General features: G+C 69.9%; 12 protein-coding genes. 5 read left to right on the top strand and 7 right to left on the bottom strand.

Annotated elements, in window-relative coordinates; all coding sequences use genetic code 11:
• Positions 1-43: 43 nt before the first annotated feature.
• Both NX1_RS15175 and NX1_RS15170 read right to left on the bottom strand, forming a co-directional pair.
• Positions 44-244 (bottom strand): hypothetical protein, encoded by a 201-nt coding sequence (locus tag NX1_RS15175; RefSeq protein WP_068058893.1) that lies wholly within the window; start codon positions 242-244, stop codon positions 44-46.
• A gap of 178 nt (positions 245-422) precedes the next feature.
• Positions 423-1376 (bottom strand): GlxA family transcriptional regulator, encoded by a 954-nt coding sequence (locus NX1_RS15170; protein ID WP_157119754.1) that lies wholly within the window; start codon positions 1374-1376, stop codon positions 423-425.
• Positions 1377-1517: 141 nt separating this feature from the next.
• On the opposite strand from NX1_RS15170, the gene NX1_RS15165 reads away from it, so the two are divergent.
• Positions 1518-2252 (top strand): HD domain-containing protein, encoded by a 735-nt coding sequence (locus NX1_RS15165; protein ID WP_068058891.1) that lies wholly within the window; start codon positions 1518-1520, stop codon positions 2250-2252.
• Positions 2253-2330: 78 nt separating this feature from the next.
• Here NX1_RS15165 and NX1_RS15160 read toward each other — a convergent pair whose 3' ends face one another.
• The 4 genes from NX1_RS15160 to NX1_RS15145 form a co-directional block, all read right to left on the bottom strand.
• Positions 2331-4163, bottom strand: a complete 1833-nt coding sequence (locus NX1_RS15160; protein WP_068058889.1) for a phosphoenolpyruvate carboxykinase (GTP) — start codon at positions 4161-4163, stop codon at positions 2331-2333.
• Between the two features lie 242 nt (positions 4164-4405).
• Entirely contained in the window at positions 4406-5947 is a 1542-nt protein-coding gene (locus NX1_RS15155; RefSeq protein WP_068058887.1) for a coiled-coil domain-containing protein, read from the bottom strand.
• Positions 5934-7073, bottom strand: coding sequence for a hypothetical protein (locus NX1_RS15150; RefSeq protein ID WP_068058885.1), 1140 nt, complete (start codon positions 7071-7073; stop codon positions 5934-5936). Before NX1_RS15150 ends, NX1_RS15155 begins: the two co-directional genes overlap by 14 nt.
• A 66-nt stretch (positions 7074-7139) precedes the next feature.
• Positions 7140-7922, bottom strand: coding sequence for an SDR family oxidoreductase (locus NX1_RS15145; RefSeq protein WP_068058883.1), 783 nt, complete (start codon positions 7920-7922; stop codon positions 7140-7142).
• A 147-nt stretch (positions 7923-8069) separates the two neighbouring features.
• Between NX1_RS15145 and NX1_RS15140 the strand changes: the two genes are divergently transcribed.
• The 4 genes from NX1_RS15140 (at position 8070) to NX1_RS15125 (ending at position 14086) form a co-directional block, all read left to right on the top strand.
• Positions 8070-9452, top strand: a complete 1383-nt coding sequence (locus tag NX1_RS15140; RefSeq protein ID WP_068058881.1) for a lipase family protein — start codon at positions 8070-8072, stop codon at positions 9450-9452.
• Positions 9453-9511: 59 nt separating this feature from the next.
• Positions 9512-10321, top strand: a complete 810-nt coding sequence (gene trmB / locus NX1_RS15135; RefSeq protein WP_068058879.1) for a tRNA (guanosine(46)-N7)-methyltransferase TrmB — start codon at positions 9512-9514, stop codon at positions 10319-10321.
• An 88-nt stretch (positions 10322-10409) separates the two neighbouring features.
• On the top strand, positions 10410-11138 hold the full coding sequence (locus NX1_RS15130; RefSeq protein WP_068058877.1) for an NYN domain-containing protein: 729 nt from the start codon (positions 10410-10412) through the stop codon (positions 11136-11138).
• On the top strand, positions 11138-14086 hold the full coding sequence (locus NX1_RS15125; protein ID WP_068058876.1) for an MMPL family transporter: 2949 nt from the start codon (positions 11138-11140) through the stop codon (positions 14084-14086). Before NX1_RS15130 ends, NX1_RS15125 begins: the two co-directional genes overlap by 1 nt.
• Before the next feature lie 4 nt (positions 14087-14090).
• Here the strand turns inward: NX1_RS15125 and NX1_RS15120 are convergent, their stop codons facing one another.
• A complete protein-coding gene (locus NX1_RS15120) occupies positions 14091-15845 on the bottom strand; it encodes a DUF2339 domain-containing protein (protein WP_245668515.1) in 1755 nt (584 codons plus the stop codon).
• Positions 15846-15922: the final 77 nt, after the last annotated feature.

The following is a 15922-nucleotide window of genomic DNA, read 5'->3' as shown; positions in this document are numbered from 1 at the left end:
ACGTACCTCCGGCAGACGAGTGAGGCGCGCCGCGCGGCGCGCCTCACTCGTCTGGCATCAGGACCCGCAGCGCCGCCGTGTCGTCTCGACCAGGCCGGCTCCGCGCGTCCACCACCTCGACCCGCCAGCCCGGCGGCAGCGCCTTCTGGAGGCGACCGGCGTGGCGGTGCAGCGGCGTGCTCGCGACCGCGGGCGCGGCCAGCACCGCCGACGCTTCGCACGCGTCGAACTCGAGATCGGTCATGCTCCAACCACCTCTCACGCTCTCTACGCGCCGCTCGCCGTGGGCCGCGACGGCGATAGGGAAGTAGTCCCTCCGACGGGCCCGGCCATGCGGCGAGGCGCCGATCGATTGTGAAGCCGAAATCGAAATCAGAATAGGACACGGCGTGGCGCGGCTCACACCCGCGGGTGCGCAGCGATCAGCGACGCAGCGAACGGCGATATCCGGCGGGGGTCGCGCCCGTCGCGGCGCGCAAATGGGTGCGCAGCGCGGTGACGCTGCCGAAACCTGATTGCGCCGCAACGACTTCCACCGGTAGATCGGTGGTCTCCAGTAATTCGCGCGCCCGCGCGGTGCGCTGCGCCTCCAGCCAGCGCCGCGGCGTCGCGCCCACCTCGGCCTTGAATCGCCGGATGAACGTGCGCTCGCTCATCAGCGCGTGCCGGGCCAGCGCGGAAACATCTGGCGCCGCAGCGGGATTCGCCGCCGCCCAGGCCATGGTCGCGGCAAGTCCCGACGGGCCGTCGCCCATCCGGCCGTGCGCGTCCGGAATGTATTGCGCCTGACCGCCTTCCCGATGCGGCGGCGTCACGTTCCAGCGCGCCAGCTCGGCGGCGAATCCGGCGCCGAGCTCGCGGCGTACCAGGTGCAGGCACAGGTCGAGGCCCGCGGAGAGGCCCGCGGAGGTGAGCACGTCGCCGTCGTCGACGTACAGCGCGCCGGGGTCGAGCCGGACCGAGGGGAACAGCGCGGCGAACTCCTCGCAATACGCCCAGTGCGTGGTCGCGGGCCGCCCGTCCAACAGGCCTGCGGCGGCGAGCACGAAGGCTCCGACGCAGATGCTCACCATCGTCGAGCCGCGCCCGGCCGCCGCGCGCAGCGCGTCGATCACCTCGGGCGGGGGCGGCAAGGTGGGCAGTCCGATCCCTGGGACGACCACGACGTCGGCCTCTTCGAGCAGTTCCAAGCCGTGTTCGACGTGCAGGTCGAACCCGTTGGGCGTCCACACCGGCCCCGGCCGCACGCCGCAGGTCCGCATCTCGAAGCCGCGCCCTTCGCCGGTCTTGCTCGGACCGTGCCGGAAGGCCTGGACCGCACAGGCCAGGTCGTAGGTCATGACGCCGTCCAGCGCGAGCGCGACCACCTGTTTCACGCCTTCAGTTTGGCACGAATCAGAGCCTTACTGTCATTCGCGCCACTGTCCACGACCGCCGGCGGCCGGTTCACTGAAGACACCTAGACGAAGGAGGTCGGCGTGGGTGCGCCAGCAAAGGACCGAAGAGCGCCTGCGGGCATGGATTGGGAATGGGCGACCAGGACCGGCGGCGCGCTGACCCGTCGCCAGCGCGGGCAACTCACCGGCAAGCTGGTCGCGGCACTGCCGGGCATCGTGGCCGGGCAGGTGCGGCTCGCTCTCGGCCGCCGCGGCGCGGGCCGCGTCGACTTCGACGCACTGCGACTGCCCGACTCCCGGCTCGCCCGCGCCGCGGAAACCGAAGCGCGCGAACGTCTTACGCCGCACGTCCTGGAACATTCTTATCGCAGCTACTTCTTCGGGCGCGCGCTCGCCGATCTCGACGGCGTGAAATACGACGACGAACTCGCCTACGTGTCCTGCCTGTTGCACGACCTGAATCTCGAACACCCCACGCCGGGAAGGTGTTTCGCGGTGGTCGGCGCCGAACGAGCGGTCGAGTTCGCGACCGGAGCCGGCGCGACGCCCGAACAGGCCCGCACAATCGGCGCGGCCATCGCCGCACACCTGACCATCGGTGTCGCCGACCGTCCGGACGACCTCGGCTTCGTCTCCGCCGGCGCGGGCGCCGACGTACTCGGCCTGCGCCTGGCCGACCTGGACCCCGCCTGGGTGACCGACCTGCTGCACCGCCACCCACGGCACGACTTCAAACGGCACATGATCGCCGCCCTGCGCGCCGAAGCGGCCGTCGTCCCCAACGGCCGAGCCCGCTGGCTGCTCACCACAGCGCAATTCGCGCCGCTCATCCGCCTGGCGCCGTTCCCCGAATAGCACGGAGCCGCAGCGGCACCGAATAGATACGCCACCGCCCGCACCGGAAGGGTGCGGGCGGTGGCGTATGTCGGTGGATCAGCCCAGGCGCTGCTTGAGTGCCTCGAACTCGTCGCGCACGCCCGAAGGCAGCTTGTCGCCGACGAACTCGAACCACTCCTCGATCAGCGGAATCTCCTTGCGCCACTCCTCGGCGTTCACCGCGAGCGCCTCGTCGACGTCCGCCGCGTCCACGTCAAGGCCATCCAGGTCGAGCTGGGCCGCGGTCGGCACGTTGCCGATGGCGGTCTGCTCGGCCTGAGCGGAACCCTCGATGCGGCCGATGATCCACTCCAGCACGCGAGAGTTCTCACCGAAGCCGGGCCACAGGAAGCGGCCGTCGGCGCCGCGGCGGAACCAGTTCACGTAGAAGATCTTCGGCAGCTTCGCCGCATCGGCGTTCTTGCCGACGTTGACCCAGTGGCCCAGGTAGTCGCCCACGTGGTAGCCCATGAACGGCAGCATGGCCATCGGGTCGCGGCGCACGGTGCCGACCTTGCCCTCGGCCGCGGCGGTCTGCTCCGAGGAGAGCGTCGCGCCCATGAACACGCCGTGCTGCCAGTCGAAGGACTCGGTGACCAGCGGGACCGTGGTCTTGCGGCGGCCGCCGAACAGGATGGCCGAGATCGGCACGCCCTGCGGGTCGTCCCACTCGGGGGCCAGGATCGGGCACTGCGACATCGGGGTGCAGTAGCGCGAGTTCGGGTGCGCGGCCAGCGTCTCCGTCTCGCGGAGGTACCAGTCGTTGCCCTTCCAGTCGATCAGGTGATCGGGCTCGCCCTCGAGACCCTCCCACCAGACATCGTTGTGGTCGGTGAGCGCGACGTTGGTGTAGACGGTGTTACCCGCCTCCATGGTCGCCATCGCGTTCGGGTTCGACTTGCGGTTGGTGCCGGGCGCGACGCCGAAGAACCCGAACTCCGGGTTCACCGCGTACAGGCGGCCGTCCTTGCCGAAACGCATCCAGGCGATGTCGTCGCCCAGGGTCTCCGCGCGCCAGCCGGGAACGGTCGGCTGGATCATCGCGAGGTTGGTCTTACCGCAGGCGCTGGGGAACGCCGCGGCGATGTAGTAGGCCTTGTTCTCCGGGGAGATCAGCTTGAGGATCAGCATGTGCTCGGCCAGCCAGCCCTCGTCGTGCGCCATCGCCGAGGCGATGCGCAGCGAGTAGCACTTCTTGCCGAGCAGCGCGTTGCCGCCGTAGCCGGAGCCGTAGGACCAGATCTCGCGGTCCTCGGGAAAGTGGGTGATGTACTTGGTGTCGTTGCACGGCCACGGCACGTCCTGCTGGCCTTCGGCCAGCGGCGCGCCGACGGAGTGCAGCGCCTTCACGAACGGCCGGTCGGCGCCGAGCTTCTCCAGGGCGGCGGTGCCCATCCGGGTCATCACGCGCATCGAGACGACGACGTATTCGGAGTCGGTGAGCTCGACGCCCAGCTTGGGGTCCTCGGCGCCGAGCGGGCCCATGCAGAACGGCACCACGTACATGGTGCGGCCCTTCATCGAGCCGCGGTACAGCTCGGTCATGGTGGCGCGCATCTCGGCGGGGTCGACCCAGTTGTTGGTGGGGCCCGCGTCGGCCTCGGTCTTGGAACAGATGTAGGTCCGCGACTCGACCCTGGCCACGTCCGACGGGTCGGAGAGGGCGAGGAACGAGTTCGGCTTCTTCTTCTCGTCCAGCTTCTTGAAGGTCCCGGCGGCCACGAGCTGCGCGGTCAGCCGGTCCCACTCCTCATCGGAACCGTCCGCCCAGACCACGCGGTCCGGCTGAGTGAGTTCTGCGACTTCTTGTACCCAGGCGAGTAGTTCGCTGTGCTCGGTCGGCGCCTGGCCGTCGGATCCACGAAGACCAGGAATGGTCGCTGAGGTCATGAAAACTCTCCTGAGATGGGCGGCTGTCCGATGCTTCGCCGCCTGGCCCAAGGCCCATGACCAGCGCGAACACACCGAGCGCCACCGTTGGCGGGAAGGCAACCCGCTACGACCAGTCGAAAGCGCGCCCCGGCTGGACGGCGTACATGGACGAAGCGGACGCCCAGGTTCCTGCTTAGAGATTAACGCGATGTGACGACCAGTACGGAATCGGGTTCCTAACCATGTACCCATTCGGTTGCCTATTCAACAGGCACGATGTGTCTCTCGAGGATCGCGATATCGCGTTCGCATGCCGCCAGCTGCCCCGGTTGCTCGGCCGCGGCCCGCCGAATCCTGGCCTCGAGCTCCGCCACGCGGCGGTCGGTGTCGACGATGCGAATGGCGCTCGCGCGCACGACGCGATCGGCCAATTCGGTCTCCGCTTCCACCAGCGCGGTCGCCACCCGCTGTTCCAGCTGGGCCTTCACGTTGACCAGCGCGTCGGCGACCCACTGCCGGACGTGCGCGCGGTCGGCGACCTGCCGCCGCGCCCGCACCACCCACCACGCCACCACGCCGCCGAGCAGCAAGGTGAAGGGGATACTCGCCACCTCCAGCGCGGGCACCAGCGACAACGGCGCGACGAGCAGCCTGCCGAGGCCGACGCCCGCCGAAGCGCCCAGGGCGATCATGAGGTGATCTTCGACACCCCGGTGTCTCGGCTCGGGATCGGGACCGACCCGCGGCGCGGGATCGCGCCTGCGATGCGGCGCGAGATCCGTTCGGTCCACGCCGTCCAGCCGGTGCGCCAGTTCGCTGAGCCGGTGTTCGATGCTCGCGTCCACGGCGCCGGTCAGCTCGGTGACGGACTGTTGCAGGCGGTCCGGATAGTCGCCGAGCTCGGCGGGCGGCACGCGGTCGAGTTCGGTACGCGCGGCGGTGTGCAGCGCCCTGACGTGTCCGCCCACCTCGGTCATCAGGTCGACGCGCGCCAAGTGCAGCCTGCCGCGCAGCGTCGACATGGCGGTGGCGCGGCCGCCGTCGCGGCCCGCGAGCAGGGTGGCGCGCTCCTCGCGCCAGCGCGCGGGTTCCGCGCCCGAGCGCAGCGCGGCGACCTGTTCCACGACCCGCTTCTTGGTATCGGTGAGAACCCGCGCGAGCACGGCGGTCAGCCGCTCGTCGCCGGACGCCTCCGCGCCCGCCGCGGCCACGGTCAGTTCGGCGTGCAGCGCCGCCAGCCCGGAGCGGTCGATCAGGCCCGCGTCGCCGCCGGTGCGTCCGGCTACGGCGAGGCGCGCGGAGACCGGGAGGATGTCCAGGTCGCCGAAGCCTCGCGCGGTGAGCAGTTCGAGATTGTGCGAACGCACGGTGCGCCAGTCCTGGTAGGCGTGCACGCCGTTCATGACCAGCAGGATTCGGGTTCCGTCGGATCGCAGGCGCCGCACCACCTCCAGCGTGTCGGCGCCGAGGCTGCTGCCCGCGTCGAGCAGGATCAGCGCCACGCCGGAGGGCGCGCCGCCGGAGGGCGCGGTGGATTCCACGGCGGCGTTGGCGTCGGTCATCGGATCAGTGAGATCGATGCGGGGTTCGAAACGCGCGAGCTCGGTGCGCAGCAGGGTGGTGTTGGCATCGTCCGGACCTATGAGCGCGACGGTCGAGACCGTTCCGGCGCCGCGCACCGCCTTCAGCAACGCCATGCCCTGGGGATTCCAGCGCGCGATCACCGCCTCCACGTCCGCCGACAGCGGTTCCGGCGGGGTTGGCCCCCGCGGCGCCGGATCCGGTCGATCAGAGTCCGGCACTGCTCATTCGCTCCCATAGTCGGATGTATCCGTTGTGCACCCGCAGCGCCGCGCGCCGCGCCTCGGGCGGCATGTCGCCGGCGACAACGGCGCGCCACCGCGCTGCCCTGGTCAGCGCGTCGTCGGCGTCGGCGGGCGCGGGCGACGGGTAGCCCGCGGCCAGATGCGCGACCGCGGGATTCGCCAGGCCCGCGCACAAAGCGAGCCACATCGCCTCGTCGCCGTACAGATAGTCCTCCAGGATGTCCCTGGCCCGCCCGGCCTCGCCGGGCACCGCGCGGGCGGCCAGCCTGGCCAGCTCGTCGAGCAGTTCGCCGCCGCGCAGCGCCGAGACCTGCTCGTAGCGGCGGTGCAGCAGACGGTGCAGCGCGTCGATGCCGCTGGCGGCGTGCAGCAGTTGCAGGATCGCGTGCGCGCCGAGCTCGGGATCGTGACGCAGGGCGCTCAGCGCGCAGGTGATGCCGTAGAGCTCCCAGCGGTGCAGCAGCTGCTCGCGTTCGGCGACGTCCGGGCCCGCGGTCGGCGAGACGAACAGATCCGGCGAGAGCGTCAGCGCGGGATCCGCGTCGGCGGCGAGCCTGCGCAACGTGGCCATGTCGGCATCGGTGACCGCGCCCGCCCTGGTGCGGACGGCCAGCGCGGCGACCACCGGCAGTGTGAGAATGCCCAGCTCCCTGGTGTACTGCTCGGCGGCGGCGACCGCGTCGCCCCAGCGCGAGCCGATGGCGTCGGCCTTGTTCAGCACCACCACCGTGCGCTCGGGCGGCAGTTCGGCGAGCACCCTGCGATCCGCGGGCAGCGGCGCGCCCGCGAGGACGTAGACCACGATGTCGGCGTCGAGCACCGGATCGGGCGTGCCAGGCTCGTCCACCGGGCCGGTCTCCGCGGCCGACATCAGGGCCAGCGCGTGCAGCACCGTGGTCCGGCCCGCGTGCGCGCGCCCGGTCACCTGGATGCGCGGCGGCCTGCGCCAGCCGTTGACCGCACTGTTGGCGTGATGGCCGATCGCGGCGCTCCGCCCGCCCGCCGCTTGCAGATCGACGAGAAGCCGATCCAGCTGATCCCCTTCGCGCGTCGGCACGCCCCGTTCGCGCAGCTGCCCGTTGAATTCGGTGGCCGTCGGCATGGCTACACACCCCCTTGTCGAGGCGCAATTCTGTCAGACCGAGCGGTAACCGGCAGTGCCGACCGCTCAGGAACCGGAGAAGTATTTGTTGGCCGCGCGGACGGCCCAGCTCGGGGCGTACTTGGCGGCGGTGGCCAGCACCTTCGCCTGCATACCGATCTCGTAGTGCACCCGTGGCAGCCTGGGGCGCTTACTCGTCGCCTCCCAGATGCCGTCGGCCACATCGGCGGCGGTCAGCCGCACACCGAGCGATTTGGTCGTCGCGGTGTCCATCCCCTCCACCATCGCGGTCGCCACGAACAACGGCCACACCGCGATCACCCGGATGTCGTGCCGCGACCATTCGAGATCCAATGCCTCGGTGAGGCTTTTGACCGCCGACTTGGTCGCGCCGTAGCTGGCGAGTTCGGGCTGGCCGTAGATAGCCGAGGCCGAGCAGAGATTCACCACCTGGGAGCGCCTGGTGTCGCGCAGGTACGGGAAGGCGTGGTGGGCGCCCGCCAGGACGCCGCCCAGGTTCACGTCCATGATCGCTTGATGGGTGGCCAGGTCGATCTCTTCGAAGTGGCCGGAGCGCAGGATGCCCGCGTTGTTGATCAGGATGTCGAGCCGGCCCGTTTCCTCGTAGAACTCGGCGAGTCGCTCGGCCCAATGAGTGTTGTTCGTCACATCGAGCACCCCTGTGCGCACCCTGCCACCTGCGGCGTTGATGTCCGCGGCGAGCCGGGAGAGGCCGACCTCGTCGATGTCATAGGCGCCGATGTGGTACCCGTGCCCAGCGAAAAGAAGTGCCGTAGCCCGGCCGATACCGGCCGCCGCACCGGTGATGAACACGGTCGGTGAACTCATGTCGGCAGTCTAGTGCCGCTCTCACCCCCTGCTATCTGGGTTCACACAGATGCCGGGCTTCACTTACTCTGCACTGGTGGTCGGCACCATTGACGGTGCGCAGCTTTGCTTTTGAGGCGGGCGCTACGGCCCGTCGAGGAGGTTGCGATGACCGTCGACGCCATCGGTGTTGTCGACAGTGGACCGGAGGCCGTCGGCCACCGGCCGGCCCACGGCGCCCAGGCGCTGCTGCCCGGCGACAAGCCACTACTACCCAGCGCCGATCCGTTCTACCGGCCACCACGCGGTTTCGCAGCCAAGCCAGCGGGCGCCATCCTTCGCAGCCGCGCCATCGACCTCGCGCTCTTCGGTCTTGTGCCGCAACAGGTTTCGGCTTGGCAGCTGCTCTACCGCAGCCACGATCTGCACGGCGCGCCCGAGGTGGCCGTGACCACCGTGCTGCTGCCCGACGGCGCCGACCCATCCGAGGACCGTCCGCTGCTGGCCTTTCAGACCGCCATGGACGCGGTCACCGAGAAGTGCTCGCCGTCCTACGCCCTGCGGCGCGGTTCCCGCGCGATCGGCGCGGTCACCCAGGTCGAGTGGCTGCTGGTCGCGAACGCGCTGCGCCGCGGCTGGGCGGTCTCGATCGCCGATCACGAGGGACCGCACGGCAACTTCGGCGCACCGCGCGAACCCGGATATCGCGTGCTCGACGGCATCCGCGCGGCGCTCGGCTTCGCACCGCTCGGCCTGCACGCCGACACACCGGTCGGCGTCTGGGGCTACTCAGGCGGCGGCATGGCCAGCTCCTGGGTGGTGGAGATGGCGCCGACCTACGCGCCGGAGCTGAACATCGCCGGCGCGGTGCTCGGCGCACCGGTCGGCGACCCCGAGCAGGTGTTTCGCAGGCTCAACGGCGGCAGCTACGCCGGTCTGCCCGCCATCGTGATCGCCGCGCTGCGCAAGCTCTACCCGGCCCTCGGCGCCGTGATCGACGAGGAACTCACGCCGGAAGGACGCCACTTCGTCACCACGGCCGAGACCTCGACGCCGCTCGGCGCGATCCTCGCGCTCGCGGGCAAGAAGATGGACGACTTCCTGCAGCGCCCGTTGCAGGAGTTGCTTTCCACCCCCGAGTTCCGCGACCTGTTCGACGACCTGCGTCTCGGCCACTCCACCCCCACCTGCCCGTTGCTCATGCTGCAACCCGTGCACGACCAGGTCATCCACATAGAGGGCGTGGACGGTCAGGTCGCCCGCTACCGGAAGGGCGGCGCGTCGGTCACCTACGTGCGCGACCGGCTCAGCGAGCACTTCTCGATGCTGCCGCTGGCCACCCCGATCAGCCTGGCGTGGCTGGCCGACCGGCTGGCGGGCGAGCCGCCGACCGCCGACTCCGACTCCACCGTGTGGTCGGTGCTCGCCTCACCGACCGGACTGCGCGGGCTACTGGAAATGGCGACCACCACGGTGAAGGTCGTGCTCGGGCGGCCGCTGCGCGGCGAGACCCCGCCCGCGCCGAGGATCGTCGCCGAACGCGCCGCCTGACCTCGCGAAGACCGCGCGGTCGGGGTTCGATTGCCGTGCTGTTCTCCGGATGCTGGACAATGGACGCCGTGAACGACGCCGCCAACCACACTGTCGAGTCGGTTCCGGGCAGGCCGTCCACAGCATCGGCCCCGCTCGAAGCAGGCAGACGATCGCCAACCGGCTCCCGCCTCTACCCGAGGGTGACCAGCTTCCGCTCCCGCCGGGGCGCGCTGACCCCGAACCAGCAGGGCGCGTGGGATCGCATGTGGCCGAAGATCGGCCGCGAGGTATCCGACGCACCGCTGGACGCCACCGCCTGGTTCGGACGCGAAGCCCCGCTCGTCATCGAGATCGGCTGCGGGACAGGCACTGCCACCGCCGAGATGGCGCTGGCCGAGCCGCACCTGAACCTGATCGGCATCGAGGTGTACCAGCCGGGCCTCGCTCAGCTCGTGCAGCGCATCGAGCGCGAGGACATCGGTAACATCCGGCTGCTCCGCGGCGACGCCGTAGATGTGCTCGAGCACATGATTGCTACTGAGTCGCTGACCGGCGTCCGCGTGTTCTTCCCCGACCCGTGGCCGAAGGCGAGGCACCACAAGCGGCGGCTGCTGCAGCCCGCGACCCTCTCGCTCATCGCGAACCGCCTCCGTCCGGGAGGTGTGTTGCATGTCGCGACCGACCACGCGGGTTACGCGGAACACATCGCCGAAGTCGGCGCCGCGGAACCGCTGTTCATCGGCCTCAACGAGGCGACGGGCGGCGTCAGCGCGGACAACGAGGACAGCGCCCCGATCGGCTTCGACCGCCCCGTCACCAAATTCGAAGGCAAGGCACATCGGGCGGGCAGCGCCATCACCGAGTTCATATGGGGCAAGATCGAATGATGAGCGAGCGCAGCGAGCGACCAGTTAGCTCGGCCGTCATGACGGTCATGAGACGCATGCCGGAGCCGAGCGTCAGCGAGGCGCAGGCATGAGCGTCAGCGAGATGGCCCATGAGGTGGTCGACGTCACCGCGGAGGGGCACGGCGCCGGATCGGAAGGGCTCGGCGGCGCCGCGCCCGACGTGCGCCGGGTGCTGCTCGTCTGGGACGCGCCCAACCTCGACATGGGTCTCGGCGCCATCCTCGGCGGCCGCCCGACCGCCGCGTACCGTCCTCGGTTCGACGCGCTCGGCCGCTGGCTGCTCGCACGCACAGCCGAACTGTCGGTCGGCAGCACGACCCGGGTCGAGCCGGAGGCCACCGTCTTCACCAACATCGCGCCCGGCACCGCCGACGTGGTGCGCCCGTGGGTCGAGGCGCTGCGCAACGTCGGCTACGCCGTGTTCGCCAAACCGAAGGTCGACGACGATTCCGATGTCGACGCGGACATGCTCGCGCACATCGAGTTGCGCAGTCGCGGCGCGGGACTGGCCGGAATCATGGTCGCCTCCGCCGACGGGCAAGCCTTCCGCGAGCCGCTGGAACGGTTGGCCTCGCGCGGAATTCCCGTTCAGGTGTTGGGCTTCCGCGAGCACGCCAGTTGGGCCGTAACATCCGATACGCTCGAATTCATAGACCTCGAGGACATCCCGGGCGTGTTCCGTGAACCGCTGCCCAGGGTCAGCCTCGACTCGCTGCCCGACGAGGGCGCCTGGCTGCAGCCGTTCCGGCCGCTGTCGGCGCTGCTCACCTCTCGCCCCGCCCAAGGAGTCGCTTAGTGTTCACACGCTGGGGCGATCTGGTCTACCGGCTGCGCTGGGCCGTCATCGGCATCGTCTGCGCGGCCCTCCTGGCATTGGGAGGCTACGGCCTCGGCCTGGAACACCACCTCAGCTCCAGCGGATGGGACGACCCGACATCGGAATCCGCGCAGGCCGCGCGGACGGCCGACGCGGCCTTCGGGCGCGATCACAACAGCGACGTGATCGTGCTCTACACCGCACCGGACGGCAAGACGATCGACGACCCGCAGTTCCGCGACAAGATCGTCGACAGCCTGAACCGGCTGCCGAAGGAACACCCGAGCGAGATCGCCAAGGTCAACGGCGCCTACTGGCAGACCGAGACCGGACCGGGCGTTCCGCTGACCTTCGCTTCGAAGGACAGGAAGTACACCTTCGCCTCCATCGCCATCGTCGGCGACAACGACACCGAGATGGTGCGCAACTACCGGAAAGTGAAGGACGTCTTCTACATTCCGGGCGTCGACGTGCAGGTCACCGGCCTGCAAGCGGTGTCGGGCACGCTCAACGACACCATGGCCGCCGACCAGAAGCGCATGGAGATACTGGCCATCCCCGCGGTGGCGGTGCTGCTGTTCTTCATCTTCGGCGGTCTCGTCGCGGCGGGTCTGCCGCTGGTAGTCGGCGGTCTGACGGTGATCGGCGCCAACGGCATCATCATGTTCTTGACGAAGTTCACCGAGGTGAACTCGTTCGTCTCCGGCGTCGTCTCGATGATCGGCCTCGGCCTCGCCATCGACTACGGCCTGTTCATCGTCAGCCGTTTCCGCGAGGAACTGGCCGAGGGGTACGACACCCGCGCGGCCGTGCGGCGCTCGGTGATGACGGCGGGCCGCACTGTCGTGTTCTCCGCGACCATGATCATCGCCAGCCTCGGCGGCATGCTGCTGTTCCCGCAGGGCTTCCTGAAATCGGTCGCCTACGGCACCATCGCGACGGTCTCGCTGGCCGCGCTCACCGCGATCACCATCCTGCCCGCGATGCTCGGCGTGCTCGGCAAGCGCGTCGACATGCTCGGCCTCAAGCGCTTCCGCAAGACCAAGACCGCGGAGGAAGTCGAGAACGGCCTGTGGGGCAGGACGACGCAGTGGGTGATGAAGCACCCGCTCAAGATCGCCGTGCCGATCTGCATCGGCCTGCTGCTGCTCATCATCCCGGTGAAGAACCTGGCCTTCGGCGGCATCAACGAGCGATACCTGCCGCCGGACAACAAGACCCGCGTCGCGCTGGAGGAGTTCTACGACGTCTTCCCGCTGCGCAAGACCGACCCGGTGCAGCTGGTGATGGTCTCCGACGACAGCGCCGCGGTCGGCAAGGTCTGGAAGCAGGCGAGCGAAGCGCCCGGCCTCACCGGCAAGTTCGAGGTGCCGAGCCGCTCGACCAGTGATCCCGACGTCTACCGGACGAGCGCGACGCTGGAGGATTCGGAGAACGCCGATCCGACCATCGAGTATCTGCGCTCGATGGACGTGCCCGACAATGTCCAGCTCTACGTGGGCGGTCAGCCGACGATCCAGAAGGACAGCATCGACGCGCTGCTCGACCGCATGCCGTTGATGATCGCGCTGGTCATCTTCGTGACCACGCTGCTGATGTTCCTGACCTTCGGCTCGCTGGTGCTGCCGATCAAGGCCGCGCTCATGAGCGCGCTCGGTCTTGGCTCCACGCTGGGCATTCTGACCTGGATCTTCGTCGACGGTCACGGCGCGAGCCTGTTGAACTTCACGCCGCAGCCGATCATGTCGCCTGTTCTGGTGCTGATCATCGCGGTGATCTACGGTCTGTCCACCGACTACGAGGTCTTCCTGCTCTCGCGGATGGTCGAGGCGCGCACGCAAGGCGCGTCCACCACGGAGGCCGTGCGGGCGGGCACCGCGCACACCGGACGCATCATCACCGCGGCCGCGTTGATCCTGCTCGTGGTCGTCGGCGCGTTCGCGTTCTCCGACCTGGTGATGATGCAGTACATCGCCTACGGCCTGATCGCGGCGCTGTTCATCGACGCGACCATTCTGCGCATGCTGCTGGTGCCCGCCACCATGAAGCTGCTCGGCGACGACTGCTGGTGGGCTCCCGCTTGGATGAAGCGCATCCAGCAGAAGATCGGCCTCGGCGAGCCCATCCTCGACGACGAGCGCCCCGGCGGCGGCGAGGTGGTCGACCTGGTCAAGACCACCCCCATCACCGATCCGGTGACGATGCAGATGCCCGCGGTGTCGGAGGGTAAGCAGCCGCGCACTCCGCGTCGTCCGCGGACCATCGAGGAGATCGAGGCCGAAGCGCCTACGCAAAGTATCGATTCGGTCCCGCCGCCCGCACCGCGTCCGGCGACTCCGGGGGCGCGTCCGGCGCCGCCCGCCCCGCCGCGCCCGGTGGCGTCCGGACCGCACGATCCGACCCGGCCGCGGGCGAGTTCGCTGTCGGGGCTGCCGGAACAGAACACGGGACGGCCGGTGCAGCCGACGCCGGCGGAGCCGCCGCGGCCGCGTGCCGTGCCGTTCACCGAACCGCCCCGGGTGCGGGAAACCGCTGACCCCATGGACGATGCGACCCGGCCCCTCGAATCAGGAGCGACCTCCCGCGCGCGCGGCACCGCGCCGGATTCGCCCCCGCACGGGTCGACTGCCTACGATCCGGCCGTCGCCGCCGGCCATCACACCTATGCCGAGGCGAATCACCAAACCGCTTCCGCGGCATCGGGTTCCACTCACCACCGGGCGACCCCGGAGCCTTCCCAGCACACGGCCCCGGACGACAGCGCATCCGAAACGCCGACCGACAACCGCACCAGCATCGAGAACTGGATGGCCGAACTCCGCTCCGCCCGCCGCCGCGTGGCCGACTCGGAGGAAGGCAGGCACCACAGCGGTGACGGGCGCTCGGTGAGCGTCAACGAACTTCTCCGCCGCCGCGACGAGGACTGATCGCTCAGCGGGCTTCGTTGCCGTCCGGCGATGCGGTGCCAGGGGCTCCCGCTTCGGCGAAGGCGCGCGCGTAGCGGGTTCCGGTGAGCAGCAGGAGGATTCCGACCACCAGGAAGGCGGCGACGCGGATCAGGCCGTCCAGGGTGGCCAGGTCGAAGAGGAAGAGCTTGGCCAGTGCGGCGGTGGTGACCAGGAGGCCGGAGCCGAGGGCGACCTTGGCGATGGCGGCGGAGCGGGCGAGGTTGCGCAGACCGTAGAGCAGGGCCGCGGTGGCCGCCACCATCCACACGATGGTCGCGACGCTGTGGCCGATGACGAAGCCGTCCGCGGCGCCGGCGGCGACGCCGACCGCGACGATCGCGGCCGTCACCAGGTAGAGCGCCGCGCCGCTCGCGGCGATCCACAGCATCGATTCCTCCGCCCCGCCCTTCGGCGTGCCCGCGAGTCTTCGGACGGTCCAGACCGCCACCGCGACGACGGCCAGTCCGATGACTGCCGCCAACGTGGTGGAAAGGGACAGGTACTGCTCGGCAAGATCTTGCGACGCGAGCTTTTCCGGCGTCGCCATGGCCGCGAAGGCGAGGCCGCCGATCAGCGCGAAGGCGAGACCGAGGCAGGCGGCGGCGCCGGAGCGCACCTGGCCTGCCACCCCGAGGAAGCCGAGCGCGACCAGCAGTGTCGCGATGGGGAGGGTCTGGGCGCTCGTCACGCCGACGCATGCCTCGAGCAACGCGAAGGAACCAGCGACCGCGGCTGCGATGGCGGTATGGCCGGGAACCTTCACCAGCGCACGCATTTTCGGCGTCGATGCGGTCGCCGCGACGGACAAGAGCACCACCGCGTGCGCCGCTGCGATGAGGGCGGCGATACGGCGGTCGAACAGCGCCACCACCGCGAGCAGCGGGGTCGTCGAGATCGCGAAGGCCAGCGTCGCGGTGATGTCACCTGCGCGCCCGCGCACGACCAGCACGGTCCCGGCCAACCCGACCACCGCGATCGCGATCGATGCTTCCAGCAGCCACAGCTCGCGCGTGCTGTCGAACGGCTCCACCAGCGCGATGAGGACACCGACCAGGGTGGCCAGCACCGCGGGCACGGTCCGCACCACGTGCAGGAACGGCCAGTCCCGGCCGAATTGCACCGGAATGCAAGCCAATTGCAGCACGATCAGGAATCCGAGCAGCACCAGGTCGGCGGTCACGAACGGCGCGAGCAGCGCCGCGCCCAGCACGACGAGCACCGCCAGCGGCTGCGAATTCCACCGCATCGCGAGCCCGACGCCACTGGCCGCGACGGCCAGCGCCACCGCAAGTCCGAGCACCGGGTGCAACCAGTGATAGACGGCCGTCACGGCCACCACGTCGAGATAAGTACCCGCGACACCGGTTGCCGCCAAGGCGATTCCGCCGACCCGGCCACCGGCCTTGTCGAAGACCCGCACACCCGCGCCGACCAGCGCGGCCGAGAACACCGCTCCCGAAACAACCCTCGGCACCGGCCCGAAGAACCCGGCCTGCGCGGCGAGCACCAACAGCATCACCACACCGACCAGCGTGACCGCCACACCCGCCACCGCGAGCACCCGGCTGATCACCCCGTCCCGCTGCCACCACGGAACCTGCGGCTCCCGCCGCGGCGGCGCGGGCGGCATCATCCGCCTGCCCACATTCGGCGGCAAGCCCGGCTGCATCGACCATCCCTGCGGCACGCCCGGTCGCTGCGGGATGCCCGTTGGCGGCACCGCACCCGGCGGGACCACCGCACCCGATCCCGGCAGCCAGACCCAATTCCGCTCCGGCGCAGGCCCATACGCAGCCCCGTAAACAGGCTGGGGCG

Origin of the sequence: Nocardia xishanensis NBRC 101358, from assembly GCF_001613365.1 — a bacterium.
Lineage (GTDB): Bacteria > Actinomycetota > Actinomycetes > Mycobacteriales > Mycobacteriaceae > Nocardia > Nocardia xishanensis.
Note: the sequence above shows the minus strand (reverse complement) of the source record. Positions and strands in the feature narration are given on the sequence as shown.

What these genes read in the sequence shown, in the direction of transcription:
- NX1_RS15175 (WP_068058893.1), bottom strand. Translation starts at nt 244, where the DNA reads ATGACCGATCTCGAGTTCGACGCGTGCGAAGCGTCGGCGGTGCTGGCC.
- NX1_RS15165 (WP_068058891.1), top strand. Translation starts at nt 1,518, where the DNA reads ATGGATTGGGAATGGGCGACCAGGACCGGCGGCGCGCTGACCCGTCGC.
- NX1_RS15160 (WP_068058889.1), bottom strand. Translation starts at nt 4,163, where the DNA reads ATGACCTCAGCGACCATTCCTGGTCTTCGTGGATCCGACGGCCAGGCG.
- NX1_RS15150 (WP_068058885.1), bottom strand. Translation starts at nt 7,073, where the DNA reads ATGCCGACGGCCACCGAATTCAACGGGCAGCTGCGCGAACGGGGCGTG.
- NX1_RS15145 (WP_068058883.1), bottom strand. Translation starts at nt 7,922, where the DNA reads ATGAGTTCACCGACCGTGTTCATCACCGGTGCGGCGGCCGGTATCGGC.
- NX1_RS15140 (WP_068058881.1), top strand. Translation starts at nt 8,070, where the DNA reads ATGACCGTCGACGCCATCGGTGTTGTCGACAGTGGACCGGAGGCCGTC.
- trmB (WP_068058879.1), top strand. Translation starts at nt 9,512, where the DNA reads ATGGACGCCGTGAACGACGCCGCCAACCACACTGTCGAGTCGGTTCCG.
- NX1_RS15130 (WP_068058877.1), top strand. Translation starts at nt 10,410, where the DNA reads ATGAGCGTCAGCGAGATGGCCCATGAGGTGGTCGACGTCACCGCGGAG.